We start from the raw sequence: 17,485 nt of genomic DNA, 5'->3' as shown, positions 1-17,485 counted from the left end.
CCCGCTTCTCGCGCCCGTTCAACGGGTACGAAAAGCAGGGGGCGGGCGCATTTTTTGCGGCGCGGAATTTAGGCAAGGATGGCGGCGGCGATCGCGTCGGCGTCCAGGACTGTGCGGTGCCCGCTGCGGTATTTCGCCGATGCCTCGGCCGCGATGGCCGTCCCCCACTGCACCGATGAAAGCTGGAGCCCCAGCACGTACAACCCGTCAACCGGGGCACCAGTTGCATCGAGCGGACGGTACGGCGGGGCCGACACGTCAAGGCCGCTCGTCACCACGGGTTCACCGTCGGAGGCGAGCATGAGGCGCGGGCGGGCCAGGCCGTCGTCCATGAGGTGCCGCAGCAGCTCGGATTCGCTGCTCCGGACGTTGTTGGCAGGGGCCAGCGCCTCGACGAGGTGGCGGGCCTGCCACGGGGTGTCGGCCACCCACGGCGAACTGGCCGTGAACAGCCCGTGCTTGATGCGGAACACGGGGTCGGGGCCGGCGAAATGCACCACCCCGGCACGCACCAACGCTGCCAGCTGCTCGACGCGCACGGCAGGCGGACCGCTTGCGAGTCCTTCGACGAAGCCCTCAAACCAGCCGCGCAGCTCCCCCAGCCACGATTCCTGTGTGATGCCTCGATCCGCCACGAGGGACTTGATGATGGCACGCCCCGCGTTCAGGGCACCGATGGCCATCTTGATGGGGTCCTCCTCGCCGCGGGCAGATCCCGCAGCGTCGGCGGCCAGATAGTCCAGGACCGCAGCGTCCAGGGCCTGGTGTGAGGGGAAGCGATGTTCGCCGCTTGCCCGCAGGGGGTGCCTTGCCAGGGGGCGGGCCAGGCCCTGCAGGTCAAGGACGTGGCCGTCCTGCACGTGCCGGCCCAGCAGTTCCTTCAGCCGCGGCACCCACGCCGGGTCCCCGCCGTCGAGCCCTTCATGCAGCAGCGCATCAAGCTCGGGCAGCAGCTGCAAAGAGACGGTCTCCGGACGGGTCCGGGCCAGCGTCGTGTAGTAGGCCCAGAGCGTGTCGCGGTGCAGCAGGGGCCAGATGTCGTGGTCAAAGCCTGCCGTGGCACCCATCGCCCGGATGGCGGCAACGGCGTCCTCGCCAAGGAAGCGCAGCGTGAGAGACTGCGGGTAATAGCTCGCCAGCTCCGCCTTCGCCCGGTATGGGGTGCCGCGCCGCGACGCGCCGACAATGACAGGCTCGCGCCCCGACGCAACGTAGCGCAGCGCCTCCCCCGCAGGCAGGCCTGTGGGTTCGAATGCCCCGCCACGCCCCTCCGTCAGCTGGCCGAGTACGTCAAAAAAGTTCAGTCCCATGCCGCGCACCAGCACGGTTTCCCCGGGCGGCAACCGATCCCAGTCGACGTCGTTCGGCACGGCAGGGGGCAAATACGTGAGCCCGTGGGAGCGGGCGTCTTCGCGCAGCTCGTGCTGGGCCGGGCTCAGCTCCGACTCCACGTGCCCCAGCGCCAGCACCACCTTGTCCGCGCTCAGGCGTTCGCCATCGGCAAGGACGACGTCGAACCCACCGTTTTCGTCGTCACGGACCACCCGCTCCGCCTCGGCGGCATGGACGGTGAGGCTCACGCCCTCGGGCATGTTTTCGGTGAGCTGGGCAAAGCACCAGCCCAGGTAGCGGCCGTAGAGGGCCCGGCTGGGGAAGTTCGAGGGGCCAAGGCCGGCAAGCTCCATTGTGTCGCCTTCGCTCAGCTGGCTCCACGGTGCCGTTTGCTGCGCGACGCGCCACTGGTTGAAGCTGCAGCCTGCCAGGGGTGGGGCCACGACGCCCTGATCGGGGATCAGGGTGGGGAAGAAACTTTGCGTGTTCATCAGGTACAGTCGCGACTGTTCGGTGCGCCAGACATGGCCCGGGCCGGGCGGAAATGGGTCGACAAGGTGGATGTCCAACCGTCCGGTTCCGCCGCCCTGTCCCGCGAGGTGCGCGTGCTGGGCCAGCAGCCGTTCCATGACTGAGCTCCCGCGGGGCCCCGCCCCCACTATGACAACGCTCTGCTCACCCAAGGAATCCACTCCTTGAGTTTACTTGAGCCCGGCCGGTGCGCCCCGTGCCTAGGATGGGGCTATGACCGACGCAGCCCTGCCCCCAAGCATTTCAGAACAGCCCCGTGACGAATTTCTCTGGCTCGAAGACATCCATGGCGACGATGCCATGGCCTGGGTCCGTGAGCGCAATGAGAGGACCGACGCGGCCCTGGTGAACCCCGCCTACACGGCGCTCGAAGCCAAGGTCCTTGAGGTGCTGGACTCCAAGGACAGGATTCCCATGGTCACCAAGCGTGGGAATTGGTACTACAACTTCTGGCGGGACGAGGCGAATCCACGCGGGCTGTGGCGCCGCACCTCGTGGGAAAGCTATACCGGTGGCGACACCGCGTGGGAGGTCCTGCTCGACGTCGATGCCCTGTGCGTCGCCGAGGATGCCGAGTGGATGTGGGCCGGGGCATCGCTGCTGCGCCCTGCACCTGGCGGGGAATACAGGCAGGCCATGGTGGCGCTGTCCCCCGACGGCGGCGACGCCGTTGCCTACAGGGAGTTCGACCTTGCCACCCTCGGTTTTGTGCAAGGCGGCTTTGACCTTCCGACGGCGAAGACCCGCCTTGGCTGGCTGGATGCTGACACGCTGTACGTCGGGACAGACACGGGCGAGGGCTCCATGACGGCCTCCTCCTACCCTGCCGCCACGCGGGTCCTGCACAGGGGCGAGCCATTGGCAGCACTCGCATCGAAGGAGCCCCTGTTCTCGGTGCCGCTTGACCACCTCAGCGGCGGTGTTTCCCACAGCAGCACCCCGGGTTTTGAGCGCGACGTTGCTTACGACGTCCTGGACTTTTTCAACACCCGCAGCTATCTGCGGGTTGGCGATGAATGGGTGCATATCGACGTCCCAGACGACATGAGCGTGTCCCTCCACCATGAGTGGCTGCTCCTGCGGCCGCGCACCGACTGGACCGTGGGCGGGGTACTGTATGCGGCTGGCACACTGCTCGCCGTTGAACTCGACGCCTTCATGGCCGGGGGCAGGGAACTGCGGACCATCTTCGCACCCACACCCACGCAATCGCTGCAGTCGTGGAGCTGGACCCAGGACTTCCTGCTGCTGAACTTGTTGTCGGATGTCTCATCGAAGATTCTTGTGCTTGACCCATCGGCCGAATGGGCGGCCGCCGAACTCGACGCCTGCCCGCCGCTGCACTCGGTTGACGCCTACGCCGTGGACGACGAGGACCCCGAGTCCGGCAACGACTATTGGCTCCTCACCTCGGGGTTCCTCACCCCCACCACCGTTTACCGCGGCACGCTTGACCCTCGCGAGCGCGCACCAGCAGCGCTGGTGCGGGAGGCGCCGTCGTTCTTCAATGCCGACAACTACAGCGTGGAGCAGCACTTCGCCACCTCCGCCGACGGCACGCGCGTGCCCTACTTCCAGGTGGGGCCCAAGAACCTGGTGCTCGACGGCGCGAACCCCACCTTGTTGAGCGGGTACGGCGGGTTTGAGGTGTCGCGCACGCCGGCATACAGCGGGGCCGTGGGGCGCAGCTGGCTTGAACGCGGGGGCGTGTTCGTGGTGGCCAACATCCGTGGCGGCGGCGAATACGGGCCCGCCTGGCATACGGCGGCCCTGCAGGAAAACCGCCACCGCGCGTACGAGGACTTCGCCGCCGTCGCCCGCGACCTGAGCGCGCGCGGGGTGGCTGCACCTGCCGCGCTGGGCTGTGCGGGCGGCAGCAACGGCGGCCTGCTGGTGGGCAACATGCTCACCCACTATCCGGAGCTGTTCGGCGCCGTATCGTGCGGGGTTCCGCTGCTTGACATGCGCCGCTACACGAAATTGTCGGCCGGGGCGTCCTGGATTGCCGAATATGGCGACCCCGACGTGCCCGAGCAATGGGAATTCATCAAAACCTTCTCGCCGTACCACCTGCTGCGTCCCGGCACCAGATATCCGGCCACGTTCATTTGGACGGCGACCTCCGATGACAGGGTAGGCCCGGTGCAAGCGCGCAAGATGGCTGCACGCATGGAATCCATGGGCATTCCCGTCTGGTTCCATGAGGCGCTGGAAGGTGGGCACGCAGGCGCTGGGAACAATGAGCAGGCAGCACGGCTGCACACCGCCTCGCATGAATTCCTGTGGCGGGCGCTGACCGGGGGCTTTGAGAAGGGACTTGGCGGCAGCTAGTGCTCCCTGCTCGGGCAAAAATAGCCAATGTCGCGTGATTTTCACCCAACACCTCCCCTCGTTTTGCTTTGCAGGGCAACTACTGGGTAAAGTTTGGGATGCTGGTTAGGGGCTTCTACCTTAGCCAGTGCTGGAGACGTGCCAGAGCGGCCGAATGGGCTTCACTGCTAATGAAGTGTGGGGCACAACTCCACCGGGGGTTCAAATCCCCCCGTCTCCGCCAAATGATGCGCCCCTTGATTCCTCGAGGGGCGCATTTTTGTTGCCCCGGCCCGTGGACGGACGGCTTGTGCGCAACATGATCGTCACGGTCGGCGTTTTCCCCCGCCCACTCAAACATCGGACCATTAGACTGGGGCTATGGCTGTAACTGATGAAGCAATTACCAAAATCAAGGACATGATCATCTCCGGTGAACTGTCCGCAGGTGACCGCCTGCCGCCAGAGAAGGAACTCAGTGAAAAGCTGGGGCTCTCCCGCAGTTCGCTGCGCGAGGCTGTCAAAGCGCTGGAAATCATCAGGATTCTCGATGTCCGCCGCGGCGACGGCACCTACGTGACAAGCCTTGAACCTAAGCTGCTGACCGAGGCCATGACGTTCATTGTCGACCTGCACCAGGACGAATCCATCCTGGACATTTTTGAGGTCCGCCGCATTCTCGAACCCGCCGCAGCAGCCATTGCCGCCGGGCGCATCACGCCCGGGCAAATAGCGGCATTGCGCGCCACAATGGAAAACATCGACGACGAGACGAGCGTTGAGCAGCTCGTTGAGCATGACTTAATCTTCCACGGGCTGATCACCGCCGCAGCCAACAACCCCTACATGGCGAGCGTTTTGGATGCTCTCTCAAGCAGCACTGTCAGGGCCCGCATTTGGCGCGGACTGACGCAGGAGAAAGCCGTGGACCGCACACTCTCCGAGCACTTAGCCATCATAGAGGCGCTGGAGCGTGGCGACGCAGAACTGGCCAAGTCCCTGCTGACGGTGCACATCAGCGGCGTCGAACACTGGCTCCGCCAGGCACTGTAACCCTGTACAGGGGCAGACCCGCAAAGTGCCCCGCCTAATCCAGCCACCCGTTAAACAAACTGGCCCGCAGTAAACTGCGGGCCAGTTGCGCGAGATTCTACTCGTAGAGGTTCGCGGCGATCTTGGGATCGGCAATGTTGGTCTTGTCGTACCAGTAGAAGCCGGTGTCGATGACCTTCTGAACCTTTTCGCCCTTGATGGCGGCAACGGCGGCCTTGACAGTCTCGTAGCCAATGCCCACCGGGTTCTGGGTCACGGCGCCTGCCATGAGGCCGTCCTTGATGGCGTCCATCTGTGCCTTGCCGGAGTCGAAGCCGACGATTGTCAGCTTGCCTGTCTTGTTCATCTCCTTGACAGCGTTGACAATACCGATGGCCGCGCCTTCGTTGGTGCCGTACATGCCGGCCAGGTTCGGATTCGCTGTCATCATGGCCTTGGCTGCGTCGGTGGACTTGGCCTGGTCGCCATCCGCGTACTGGATGTCAACGATCTTGATGTCCGGAGCGTTGGCCTTCATGTAGTCAACGAAGCCGTCGCGGCGGTCGGTGCCGGAGGTGGCCGTCTGGGAGTGGCCGATGATGCCGACCTCGCCCTTGTTGCCCAGCAGCTGAGCCATGTGCTTTGCAGCTTCGGCGGCGGCGGCCTTGTTGTCGGTGGAGGCGGTTGCCACGGGGATGTCGGATTCGACGCCGGAGTCAAAGGCAACCACGGGGATGTTCTTGCTCTTGGCATCTTTCAGGACGCCCTCGGCGGCCTTGGAGTCAAGGGCGGCCAGGGCCAGCGCCTGCGGGTTCTTCGCCATGGCGTTGTTCAGCTGGTCCATCTGCTGCTGAACGTTAGTTTCCTTGTCCGGGCCCTCGAAGGAGATTTCCACGTCGAATTCCTTCGCAGCGTTCTCGGCACCCTGCTTCACTGACTGCCAGAACTGGTGCTGGAAGCCCTTGGAAACGATGGCAATGTAAGGCTTCTTGCCATCGGCAGCGCCGCCGGCGGCCGGTTTTGCTGCTTCGGTGTCACAGGCCGCAACACCCAGGGAGAGGGCGGCTACTGAGGCCAGGGCGAGAAATTTTCTTCTTTGCATGGTCTTACTCCTTCATATGAACGCGTTGACAGATCGGTACTTCAGGAATTGCTCTTGAGGAATATTTAGTTGGTGGCCTTTTTGCGGCGCACCATGTCCAGGTACACGGCCAGCAGGATGACCACGCCGACTGCGACCTGCTGCCATTCCTGCGGGATCGACATGATCGAGAGTCCGTTGGTGAGCACCGACATGATCAGCGCGCCAATGACTGTGCCGATGATGGAGCCCTTGCCACCGGCAAGCGATGTTCCACCAATAACGACGGCGGCAATCGCCTGAAGCTCCAAGCCGGCGCCTCCTGCGGGCTGGGCCGAGTTGAGGCGGGCCGCGGCGACGACGCCGGCGAGGCCTGTGAAGCAGCCTGCGACGGTGTAGATCAAAACTGTCCACTTCTTGACGTTCACACCGGAGAGGGCTGTTGCCTGTTCGTTGCTGCCGATGGAGTAGGTGTAGCGGCCAAGGATGCTCTTGGAGAGCAGGAGTCCGGCGATGATGGCTGCCGCAAACAAGATGAACACGGCGTTGGGGATGACAAGGCCGGGGATTGACTTGCCGAGGGCGAAGATCTTCTGGAAGCCGGCAATCTCATTGGTGTAGATGGGCTTGGTGCCCGATATGACAAGGGCCAGGCCGGCGGCGACCATCATCATGGCCAGGGTTGCAATGAACGGCGGGATTTTCATGACTGCCACAAGGAAGCCGTTGATGCCGCCCATCAGCGCACCGAACAGCACACCGCAGAGCACGCCAACGATCATGGGCATGCCCATCTGGGTCATGAACACGGCCGTCATGACCGAGCACAGGGTCATGCCGGTGCCGATGGACAGGTCGATGCCGCCGGTGATGATGACGAAGGTGGTGCCAAGGGCCAGCAGGCCCGTCACCACGGTGGAGAGCAGGATGTTGGAGAGGTTCGCGGCCTGGTAGAAGTTGGAGCTTGCCACGGAGAAGAACAGCACCAATGCCAACAGGCTGGCGAAGGCCAGCAGCTGCTGGAAGCTTGCCCGGAGCCGGGTGTTGAATTCTGATTTTTTGTTGCTGGCAACCTTGGCGGCTTGCCCAGCGTCCTTTGTCAGGGTCATCGTCTTTGCCGTACTTTCTTACTTCGTGGTGCGCGGAGCGCTGGGGAGAGGTGTCAGGACGGACGATTCTATGTTTTGCGTAGCCAGTTCCATGATGTTCTCCTGGGTGGCTTCGGCGTTGGAGAGGAAGCCTGTGAGTCGGCCTTCGCTCATCACGGCAATGCGGTGCGAGAGGCGCAGCACCTCGGGCAGTTCCGAGGAAATCATGATGATGGACTTGCCCTGCACCAGCAGCTCGTTCAGCAGCGCATAGATTTCCTCCTTGGCGCCGACGTCGATCCCCCGGGTCGGCTCGTCAAAGATCAGGATGTCGCAGTCCTTGACCAGCCATTTGGCAATGACGATCTTCTGCTGGTTTCCACCGGAGAGGTTCTTGGCGATCTGCGCGCTTGACGGGGTCTTGATGCGCAGCTTGTCGATGTACGTCGTGGCCGTTGCCTTCATGGCCTTGTCGTCGAGCATGCCCATGCGGCTGAACATCTTCAGCGAACTCAGGGCAATGTTGTCCTTGACGTCGCGCTCGAGCAGCAGGCCAAGGTGCTTGCGGTCCTCGGAGAGGTAGCCGATGCCCATGCCGGCGGCCACTGCCGGGTTGCCGATGGTCACGGGCGTGCCGTTGAGCTCAATCGTGCCAGCCGATACGCGGTCGGCGCCGACGATGGCGCGGGCAATCTCGGTGCGGCCGGCGCCCATGAGCCCGGCGAAGCCGAGGATCTCGCCCTTGTGCAGCTCAAAGTTGATGTCGCGCAGGAAGTCCTTTGTCTCCAGTCCGCTGACCTTCAGGACCACCTCGTCCGACGGCGTATGGGTCGCCGGGCGCTGGTTGCCGGAAATCTCGCGGCCAACCATCAAGTTGATGACCTCGCGCATGGTGGTTTCCGCCGTGTCGAGTGTGTGGATGTATTCGCCGTCGCGGATCACCGTGATGCGGTTGGAGATGGCCTTAAGCTCATCCATGCGGTGCGAGATGTAGATGACGCCGGTCTGCTCGTTCGTGAAGTTGCGGATCAGATCATGGAGGGTGGCCACTTCGGCGTCATTCAATGCTGCCGTGGGCTCATCCATGATCAGGATGCGCGACTTGTAGGACAGCGCCTTGGCGATTTCGACCATCTGCTGCTTGGCAACCGTCAGGTCCCCGACGCGAGCCTTCGGGTCAAGGTCGATGTTGATCCGGTCGAACAGGAGGCGGGCCTTGCGGTTCAGTGCCCGTTCGCTCAGGAAGATGCCGCCGATGCGGGGCTCCCGGCCAATGTAAATGTTTTGGGCGACAGTCAGGTCCTGCATCAGGTTGAATTCCTGGTGGATGATGCTGATGCCGAGCTCCTGGGCGTGCTTGGTGCCGCTGATGGCGACCTCTTCGCCGTCGATCTCAAAGGTGCCCGAATCCGGCACATAGATGCCGGAGAGCAGCTTCATGAGAGTCGACTTGCCTGCACCGTTCTCGCCAACCAGCGCCAGGACTTCATTGTGGCCAAGATCCAGCTGCATTTCGGAGAGCGCCTTGACTCCGGGAAAGCTTTTGTTCACCCCGGATATCCGAAGAAGTTTCTTGCTCATACTGCCCTCTCAACCCTCAAAAAAAGAACTGACATCAGACCTCTTTTGAAGCCCCTCGTCGATGATCGAAACCGCATGGACACGAATTGCGCCACCATCCCTTAGGTATTCCCTTTAGGTATTCCGGCTTGCGGGGCAATTCGACTTTCATCATGCTATGTTATCCACGCCACAAATACACACATTTGGCGTCAATACATCCGATGTTTACATAATTGTTACCGCAGGTAGCTCGCCCGCGCCGTCCCGGACCACAGGGACAGTGATTCCGAAGGGGCCAGCGCCCCAAAAAGGGCCGCAGCCACGTCAACGGTTTCCCGGTAGCTGCCGCCGAGCAGGCTAACCGGCCAGTCGCCGCCGAACATCAGCCGCTCCGGGCCAAAGGCGTTCAAGGCGATGTCCCAGACCGGCTCAAGTGCCTGTGCCGAAAACGCCGCACCGCCTGTGTGCAGCCCGGAAAATTTCGCCACTGTGTTGGGCAGCGCCGCAACTTTGCTCAGCTGACGCCGCCACAGCTCCATCTGCTCCGCAGTTCCTGCGCGTGGGGGCTTGCCCAGATGGTCAACAACCACTGTGAGGTCGGGTAGGGCGCGGGCAAGGTCAGCCACCTGGCCCAGGTGGCGTGGAAAGGCGTCGGGAACATCAAAGGCCAATCCTGCCTTTGACACCAGGGCCAGCGACCGGCGCACGGAGTCGAGTTCAAGGACGTTGGCGCGCGGATCGTCGTGGATCAGGGTGCGCACGCCGCACAACGCGGGGTTGGCGCCCCAGGTGTCCAACAGGGCGGCCGTCGCGGACGGATCCTCGAGGGGAAGCCAGCCAACCACCCCGACGATCCAGTCGTTGGCGGCGGCAGCGGCGAGCATCGACTCGGTGTCCGCGGCCGTGTCATCTGCCTGCACCAGGATCGCCTGGCCAATTCCGGCACCCGAGAGTGCTTCATGTGCCTGCCCGGGCGTGAAGGTGTCGTACAGGATCCCGTGGTTCGGCGTCAGCCAGGAATACTGGCCGGGCGACGGCTCCCACAGGTGCAGGTGCGCATCGATGCGGGCAGGGGGCGCCGTCGACTCAGGCATGGACTCAGCCGTTGACAAGGGATGCATCCAGCAGGCCGCGTGCTGCCATCGCGGTCCACAGTTCGGCGGGAATCCCGGCAGCCATGCGTTCGGCGGTCTGGATGATTTGCTCCGGCCTGGAGGCACCCACCACCACCGTGCTCACGGCCGGGTGGTTGACGGCGAACTGCAAGGCCGCGGCGGGAAGCTCCACGCCGAACTCCTCGCAACACGCGGCCAGTGCCTTGGCCCGTGCAAGGATCCCGGCGGGTGCGGGCTGGTAGTTGTAGAAAGCATCGTCAGGGACAACAGCGCGGGCCAGGATCCCTGAGTTGTAGACGCCGACGTTGGCAACCTTGACGTTGCGCTCAAGGCACAGCGGGAGCAGATCGGCTGCTGCCGGCTGCTCCAGGAGCGTGTAGCGCCCGGCCAACATGATCAGGTCAAGGTCGGCACCAAGGACGCATTCGCGCAGGGCGGCGGCCGAGTTTGCGCCGACGCCGATGGCCCTGATCATGCCCTCGGCCCGCAGCTTCTCAAGCGCCGGCAGTGCCTCCTTGATGCCTGCCTCGAGATCGTAGACGTCGGGGTCGTGCAGATAGGCAATGTCGATCGACTCGAGGCCGGTGCGCTCCAGGGATTCCTCAATGCTGCGCCGGATGCCGGCTTCGGAAGGGTCCCAGCGCCGTACGGTGTCGGCAGGCACGTCGAAGCCCTGGGTGTCGCGGGCGCCGTCGGGGTTTACCGCAGGCTCAAGGATCCGCCCCACCTTGGTGGAGATCACGAACTCATCGCGCGGCTTGGTGGTCAGGAACGCGCCAAGGCGCCGCTCCGACAGGCCCAATCCATAGTGCGGCGCCGTGTCGAAGTACCTGATGCCCGCATCCCAGCCGGCGGCGATGGTCGCGGCAGCAACGTCGTCGGACATGGCGCGGTAAAGGTTGCCGATGCCTGCGGCGCCGAAGCCGAGGCGACCCAGTTCGGGAAGGCTCATGGCAGTTCCCACACCTTCGCCAGGCCCATGTCATCGCCCGAGTAGTCGTCTTGGACCTCGAGCAGTTCGGCCATGACGGCCTGCCATTCGATGTTGACCGGGTTGAGCGCCAATTCCTTGCGCATGCCCTGGTAGTCGGCGACCTCGACGACGTGGAAGAGGTCCCGGCCGCTGCGCCAGATGGTCCACCCGGTGACGCCGGCCGCGCGCAGGGCCGCGTCGAGATCGTCGCCGATGCGGGCGTGGACGGAGTCGTATTCCGCCTCCCGCCCTGGCTTCAGGCGCGTGTGCAGGGCAATCTTCTGGGTCATGGGAGGTCACTTTCGATGGTCAGGAACAGTTCGATGACGGGCACGCCCACACCGGGGCGCTGCACGGGCAGTTTCATTGTCAGGGTTCCGGGAGCCTGACCCGCCGGAGTCATGCGTCCGCCGGCCTGGCCAGGATCAAGGACCATCATATGGACTTCGGATGCGTCATTGAGCAATGGCGCATAGAGCACCTTTCCCGCCAGGGACTGGTGGGCGCGCGGATCGATCTGGCCGTAGTTGGTCAACAGCTCGCGCACCTGGCCGTGCAGGTACTCGCGGTACTTGGCGGCGTCGGGACCCTCGTTGCTTGCCTGCCCGCACGGGGTGTTTGTTGACTTGTACTCCGTCAGGGCGGAGTCCCACAGTGCGCATCCGTCGTGGTGTTTGGTGGTCAGGGCCACGTACTTCATGCCGGCATTTTTGGCCGCGGTGGCCCACTCGCGCGGATCGTACAGATCGGCCTCCAAGTGCTCGAAGTACTTGCTGTGCTCCTGCACGAACATGCCGAGTCCGTCTTCGGTGAACCAGGGGGCGTGGGGGACGGTTACCTGGGCCGGTGCGGCCAGTGCTGACATTGTCCTAGACCTGCGCCTTGTGCGCTTCGTCGGCAGCCACCGCGGCTTCGGCGGCGTCCGCGAGCCAGAAGGCGCCGTCGGGGAAGGTGTATTCGGCCACGGATGCTGCATGCATCTCACTGCCGCCGCCGGGCGCAACGGGCGGCCAGTAGCAGCCGTCATGCACGTCAATCGGGGTCACAAAGTGCTCGTGGAGGTGGTCAACGAATTCGATCATCCTGTCATCCTTCTTCCCGGAGACAGCCACAAAGTCAAACATTGACAGGTGCTGGACAGCCTCACACAAGCCCACGCCGCCTGCGTGCGGGCAGACCCTGACACCGAATTTTGCGGCCAGCAACAAGATGGCAACGTTCTCATTGACGCCGGCAACGCGGGCTGCGTCGATCTGGAGCACCTGCAGGGACTCCGCCTGGAGCATCTGCTTGAAGACCACGCGGTTTTGCACGTGCTCGCCCGTGGCCACCGGGATCGGTGCAACGCCGCGGGCAATGGCAGCGTGACCCAGGATGTCATCAGGGCTGGTGGGCTCCTCGATCCAGGCGATGTCGAATTCGGCCAGGTGGGACATCCACTCGATGGCCTGCCCAACATCCCATCGCTGGTTGGCGTCAACTGCAATCTTGATGTCGGGTCCGACGGCGGTACGTGCGGCGCGCAGCCGGCGCACGTCGTCCTGCAGGTCGGCGCCGACCTTGAGCTTGATCTGCTTGAATCCGTCGGCGACAGCCTCGTGGGCCAGGCGGGTCAGCTTTTCATCGGAGTAGCCCAACCAGCCCGGTGTGGTGGTGTAGCCCGGGTAGCCTTCGGCCAGCAGGGAAGCCGCCCGCTCTTCGCGGCCAGGCTCTGCGACGCGCAGGATTTCCAGCGCTTCCGCACGGGTCAGCGCATCGCTGAGGTAGCGGAAGTCGACAAGGTCAACGAGTTCCTCCGGGCTCATGGAACCCAGCAGCTGCCACAGCGGCAGGCCTGCCCGCTTGGCCTTCAGGTCCCACAGGGCATTCGTCACGGCGCCGATGGCCATGTGCATGACGCCCTTCTCCGGGCCAAGCCAGCGCAGCTGGGAGTCATTGATGAATTCCATGTACGTGGCACCCATATCGGCGAGGAGCTCCTCGGTGTTGCGGCCCAGCAGGTACGGCGTCAGCGCCTTGATGGCCGCTGTTTCAACGTCGTTGCCGCGGCCAATGGTGAACACAAAGCCGTGGCCTTCGTGACCGTCACTGCTGTCTGTCACCACGCGCAGGTAGGCGGCCGAGTAGTCCGGATCCGGGTTCATGGCGTCGGAGCCATCCAGATCACGCGACGTGGGAAAACGGACGTCGCTGGTCTCTACGGCAATGATTGTACTCACGGGCTGCTCCCTGTGGATGGGTATAAAAGGCAAGAATGTTACGTCAAGCTAAACATCCGATGTTTCACATGTCAACATTCGAGATGATGCGCAAATCACGGGTTAGTGTGGGTAAAGTGACCTAAAAGCTCAGATGTTAAGGCCCCGCCGCGGGCCTCCAACAACAAGATAACGCGCCGTTTACGACTGTAGAGGACATGAATTCAATGAAGATTGCACGCCTTGGAGAGCAGGGACGGGAAATTCCCGTTGTCGTTGCCGCCGACTCCACCGGAACCGAGCAAAGCTATGACGCCCGCTCCATAACCGACACCATCGACGGCGCCTTCCTCGCCAACGGTGGCGTCGCCGCCCTGCGCACCGCCCTGGACAACGGGACGCTTCCGGTACTGGAAAATGGCGCGGAATTGCGCATCGGCTCCCCCATCGCACGGCCCAACAACGTTGTCTGCATCGGCATGAACTACGCCGCACACGCCGCCGAGTCCGGCGCCCTGCCGCCCACCATTCCCGTGGTGTTCCTGAAGCCGAACAACACGGTTGCCGGGCCTTTTGATGCATCCCCGATCCCGCCGCTGGCCGCCAAGTATGACTGGGAGGTGGAACTGGGCGTGGTGATCGGCCGCGAGGTCAGCTACCTCTCAAGCCTTGAAGAGGCAGCCGATGCTGTTGCCGGCTACGTCATTGCCAACGACTTGTCCGAGCGCGATTACCAGCTCCCCGGTGCCGCAGGCCAGTGGACCAAGGGCAAGTCACTGCCCAAGTCCACCCCGCTTGGCCCGTGGTTTGTGCCGGCAGGCGATGTTGACGCCAACAGCCTCCGGCTCAAGAGTTGGGTCAACGGCGAACCCCGCCAGGACTCCAACACGGCAGATTTGATCTTCGACGTCCCCACGATCATCCACCACCTGAGCCAGTACATGGTGTTGGAGCCGGGCGACGTCGTGCTGACAGGCACCCCCGAGGGAGTTGCCCTCTCCGGCCGCTTCCCCTACATCCAGGACGGCGACGTCGTGGAGCTTGAAATCGACGGCCTGGGCCGCCAGCGTCAGGAATTCTTCCGCGCCGGAACCACCTCACAGGAGGCATAAATGAGCCAGGAACTCTCCACCCTCACCGCTGTCGTCACCGGCGGAGCATCGGGCATCGGTGCAGCCATCGCAGCGAAGCTACAGTCCATGGGCGCTCAGGTTTCAGTTCTTGACCTCAACACGGGCAACCTCCCCGAGGGCCAGATCGGCTTCGCCTGCAACGTCGCCGACGACGCTTCAGTCAGGGCCGCGATCGAGGGCACAGTCTCTGCCTTCGGCGGCATTGACATCGTCATTAACAACGCCGGCATCGGCGCCATCGGCACGGTCGAAGACAACGACGACGCCGAATGGGCGCGCGTTTGGGACATCAACGTTGTTGGCATGGTGCGCGTATCCCGCGCAGCAATGCCGCACCTGCGCAACTCCAAGGCAGCAGCAATCGTGAACACCTGCTCCATCGCCGCCACCGCGGGCCTGCCCCAGCGCGCTCTCTACACGGCCACCAAGGGCGCAGTCCTCTCCCTGACCCGTGCAATGGCAGCAGACCACCTCCGCGAAGGCGTCCGCGTCAATGCCGTCAACCCCGGCACAGCCGACACCCCCTGGATAGGACGCCTCATGGACCAGGCCACGGATCCGACAGCCGAGCGTGCAGCATTGAACGCCCGCCAGCCGCACGGCCGTCTCGTCGCAGCCGAAGAAGTAGCCGGCGCGGTTGCCTACCTCGCGAGCCCGCTCTCGGGTTCCACCACCGGAACCTCCATCGCCGTCGACGGCGGCATGCAGGAACTGCGCCTGCGCCCCGTGGGACAGTAACAACCCGCACTTAACGAACTGGCTGTGAGCCTGGTTGGAAGGCGGTCTGGGACTGGCTGGCAGGATGGGGGACTAGCCGGCCTGGGCCAGCACCAGCGGGAGGACCTGGTCCACGCCGCCCTGGCGCAGGGCACGCCCTGCAACCGTGAGGCTCCACCTGCTGTCCACCAGATCATCCAGGAGCAGGATGGGTCCTCGCGGGCAGGCTGCGAGCGCGGCTTCGAGGTCGGCTCCCACGGCGAACCTGTCCCAGACTCCGGCCAGGCGGTAGGCGCTGTTGCCGCCGCGCGCGCCGGTGGGTCCGCCGAACTGGAGGGACAGTTCACCCAGGTAGGGCAGCCTGCCGATCTCGCAGATCGCCTGGGCGAAGGACCGCAGCAGCTGGGGCCTTGTCCGTGATGGCATGGCCACCACTGCCACGGGGCGGCCTGCCCCTTCCCAGCCGTTCTGGCCCCATTCGCGCAGTACCGCAACCACGGCCTGGGCCATGGCGGGGTCTACGGGGGCGTCGGGCGCTGCGGCGGCGAACATGGCCCGCAGCGAGTTGCCCCAGCCGAGGTCTGTGAGCCTTGCCAGGGCCCGGCCGGTGGCAACAATTTCGTCGGCCTTGAGCTTTCCCTTGACCGGGACACCAAGACGGTCCATGCCAGTGGGCCACATGGCCCGCGGATCCAACGGAAGCCCGGCGTGTCGCAGCGACTCCCCCGCGGCCTCGGCCGCACTAGAGATCACGTCTGCGCTGAACCAGCGCCCGGCGCAATTATCGCACCGGCCGCACGGTGTTGCGGTGTCGTCGTCGAGCGCATCGGCCAGATACTCCATGCGACAGCCGGACATGCGCTCGTAGTCAACCATTGACTGCGCCTCGTCCACGCGGGCCTGCGCAATTCGCCTGTACCGTTGCTCGTCGTAAACCCACGGCTGGCCCGTGGATTCCCAGCCTCCAGTGACCCGCCGCACGGCACCGTCAACGGCCAGCACCTTCAACAGGAGCTCAAGCGGGGTGCGCCTGAGGTCAACGCGCGCCTCAAGCGCAGGCGTCGACATCGGCTTGGGAGCCTCGCCCAGGGCCGTCAGCACTGCCATGGCCTTGTCCTTGGCAGGCATCGACGCCGTGGCAAAGTACCGCCAAATGTCGGCATCCTCGCTGCCCGGCAGGAGCAGCACGTCGGCGTTGGCGCTGCCACGGCCCGCACGCCCCACCTGCTGGTAGTACGCCACGGGGGACGACGGCGCCCCCAGATGCACAACGAAGCCAAGGTCGGGCTTGTCGAACCCCATGCCCAGGGCACTGGTGGCCACGAGCGCCTTCACCTGGTTGTTCTTCAGGGAGTCCTCGAGCGCTTCGCGTTCCATGGTGTCGGTGCGGCCCGTATAGGCCTTGACGGCATGCCCGGCTCCGGCCAGCAGCCGGGCGGTGTCCTCCGCCGCCGAGACTGTCAGGGTGTAAATGATGCCGCTGCCGGGCAGTTCGGACAGGTGGGTGAGCAGCCAGCCGAGCCTGTCGCGGGAATCGGCAAGACGGAGCACACCAAGACGCAGGGACTTGCGGGCCAGCGGGCCCCTGATGGTGAAGACTCCTGCGCCCAGCTGCTCTTCAATGTCGGCGACAACGCGCGAGTTGGCCGTCGCGGTGGTGGCCAGCACGGGCACCGAGTCGGGCAGCTTGGCGATCAGGTCCGCGATGCGGCGGTAATCGGGGCGGAAATCATGGCCCCAGTCGGAGATGCAGTGCGCCTCATCAACCACCAGGAGCCCTGTGCGCCGAATCAGGGCGGGCAGCTGGTTCTCCTGGAACGAGGGGTTTGTCAGCCGCTCGGGCGACACCAACAGCACATCCACCTCGTCCGCTGCCAACGCCGCGGACACCTCGCCCCATTCGGTGGCATTGGCCGAGTTGATGGCCATGGCCCGCACTCCCGCACGCTCGGCGGCAGCCACCTGGTCACGCATCAGGGCCAGCAACGGCGAGACGATCAGGGTCGGGCCTGCGCCACGGGCCCTCAGCAGCAGCGAGGCAACGAAGTAGACAGCCGACTTTCCCCAACCGGTGCGTTGGACAACAAGCGCCCGCCTTCCGGCGTCGACCAATGCCTCGATGGCCTCGTACTGGCCGTCATGGAACACTGCGTCCTGACGTCCCACGAGGGCCCGCAGCACCTCAAGTGCCTGGGCCTGCGTACCGGATGAAGTGCCCGGCTCGGCAGGGTGGCCGGAGGGATCGGCCGTGAAGGCGCCTGGTGCTGGGTTCGATGTCATGCCTCCCAGTATTCCAGCGGACACCGACAAGATGGCGGCATCAACGGCCCCCGACCCACAAACTGTGGACAACTTCACCGTTTGGACTCCGGCGGTACCATGGGTAGGTGACTACTGAAGAGAATTCGCCGG

At 64.3% G+C, this 17,485-nt stretch carries 14 protein-coding genes and 1 tRNA gene; 5 read left to right on the top strand and 10 right to left on the bottom strand.

Features of this window, described 5'->3' with window-relative positions; genetic code table 11:
• Positions 1-68: 68 nt before the first annotated feature.
• Positions 69-2,024: an FAD/NAD(P)-binding protein gene (locus AAGW05_RS15585; protein WP_411805475.1), complete on the bottom strand. Its 1,956-nt coding sequence runs from the start codon at positions 2,022-2,024 to the stop codon at positions 69-71.
• 52 nt (positions 2,025-2,076) lie between these two features.
• Between AAGW05_RS15585 and AAGW05_RS15580 the strand changes: the two genes are divergently transcribed.
• The 3 genes from AAGW05_RS15580 to AAGW05_RS15570 all read left to right on the top strand — a co-directional run bounded on the left by AAGW05_RS15580 (position 2,077) and on the right by AAGW05_RS15570 (position 5,226).
• A complete protein-coding gene (locus AAGW05_RS15580) occupies positions 2,077-4,194 on the top strand; it encodes a prolyl oligopeptidase family serine peptidase (RefSeq protein ID WP_411805474.1) in 2,118 nt (705 codons plus the stop codon).
• 132 nt (positions 4,195-4,326) lie between these two features.
• Positions 4,327-4,417 (top strand) — tRNA-Ser (locus tag AAGW05_RS15575).
• A 137-nt stretch (positions 4,418-4,554) separates the two neighbouring features.
• Positions 4,555-5,226 (top strand): FadR/GntR family transcriptional regulator, encoded by a 672-nt coding sequence (locus AAGW05_RS15570; RefSeq protein ID WP_411805473.1) that lies wholly within the window; start codon positions 4,555-4,557, stop codon positions 5,224-5,226.
• 97 nt (positions 5,227-5,323) lie between these two features.
• On the opposite strand, the gene AAGW05_RS15565 is transcribed toward AAGW05_RS15570, so the two are convergent.
• The 8 genes from AAGW05_RS15565 to AAGW05_RS15530 form a co-directional block, all read right to left on the bottom strand.
• A complete protein-coding gene (locus tag AAGW05_RS15565) occupies positions 5,324-6,307 on the bottom strand; it encodes an ABC transporter substrate-binding protein (protein WP_411805472.1) in 984 nt (327 codons plus the stop codon).
• 65 nt (positions 6,308-6,372) lie between these two features.
• Positions 6,373-7,395, bottom strand: a complete 1,023-nt coding sequence (locus AAGW05_RS15560; protein WP_411805471.1) for an ABC transporter permease — start codon at positions 7,393-7,395, stop codon at positions 6,373-6,375.
• An 18-nt stretch (positions 7,396-7,413) separates the two neighbouring features.
• A complete protein-coding gene (locus tag AAGW05_RS15555) occupies positions 7,414-8,955 on the bottom strand; it encodes a sugar ABC transporter ATP-binding protein (RefSeq protein WP_411805470.1) in 1,542 nt (513 codons plus the stop codon).
• 218 nt (positions 8,956-9,173) lie between these two features.
• Positions 9,174-10,031, bottom strand: a complete 858-nt coding sequence (locus AAGW05_RS15550) for an amidohydrolase family protein (RefSeq protein WP_411805469.1) — start codon at positions 10,029-10,031, stop codon at positions 9,174-9,176.
• Between the two features lie 4 nt (positions 10,032-10,035).
• Positions 10,036-11,004, bottom strand: coding sequence for an aldo/keto reductase (locus AAGW05_RS15545; RefSeq protein ID WP_411805468.1), 969 nt, complete (start codon positions 11,002-11,004; stop codon positions 10,036-10,038).
• Entirely contained in the window at positions 11,001-11,315 is a 315-nt protein-coding gene (locus tag AAGW05_RS15540) for an L-rhamnose mutarotase (RefSeq protein ID WP_411805467.1), read from the bottom strand. The genes AAGW05_RS15545 and AAGW05_RS15540 overlap by 4 nt, the downstream gene beginning before the upstream one ends.
• Complete coding sequence (locus AAGW05_RS15535; protein ID WP_411805466.1) at positions 11,312-11,890, bottom strand: alpha-L-fucosidase; 579 nt, start codon at positions 11,888-11,890, stop codon at positions 11,312-11,314. Before AAGW05_RS15535 ends, AAGW05_RS15540 begins: the two co-directional genes overlap by 4 nt.
• Positions 11,891-11,894: 4 nt before the next feature.
• Complete coding sequence (locus AAGW05_RS15530) at positions 11,895-13,244, bottom strand: L-fuconate dehydratase (RefSeq protein WP_411805464.1); 1,350 nt, start codon at positions 13,242-13,244, stop codon at positions 11,895-11,897.
• Between the two features lie 206 nt (positions 13,245-13,450).
• On the opposite strand from AAGW05_RS15530, the gene AAGW05_RS15525 reads away from it, so the two are divergent.
• Positions 13,451-14,335, top strand: coding sequence for a fumarylacetoacetate hydrolase family protein (locus tag AAGW05_RS15525; RefSeq protein WP_411805463.1), 885 nt, complete (start codon positions 13,451-13,453; stop codon positions 14,333-14,335).
• Positions 14,336-15,094 (top strand): SDR family NAD(P)-dependent oxidoreductase, encoded by a 759-nt coding sequence (locus tag AAGW05_RS15520; RefSeq protein WP_411805462.1) that lies wholly within the window; start codon positions 14,336-14,338, stop codon positions 15,092-15,094. It begins immediately after the preceding gene.
• Between the two features lie 72 nt (positions 15,095-15,166).
• Here the strand turns inward: AAGW05_RS15520 and AAGW05_RS15515 are convergent, their stop codons facing one another.
• Positions 15,167-17,353 carry a RecQ family ATP-dependent DNA helicase gene (locus AAGW05_RS15515; protein WP_411805461.1) on the bottom strand — a complete coding sequence of 729 codons (2,187 nt, stop codon included), beginning with the start codon at positions 17,351-17,353 and terminating at the stop codon, positions 15,167-15,169.
• Positions 17,354-17,485: the final 132 nt, after the last annotated feature.

This window comes from Arthrobacter sp. LAPM80 (genome assembly GCF_046736435.1).
GTDB lineage: Bacteria > Actinomycetota > Actinomycetes > Actinomycetales > Micrococcaceae > Specibacter.
The sequence above is the reverse complement of the archived record's forward strand: the minus strand, read 5'-3'. Positions and strand labels throughout refer to the sequence as shown.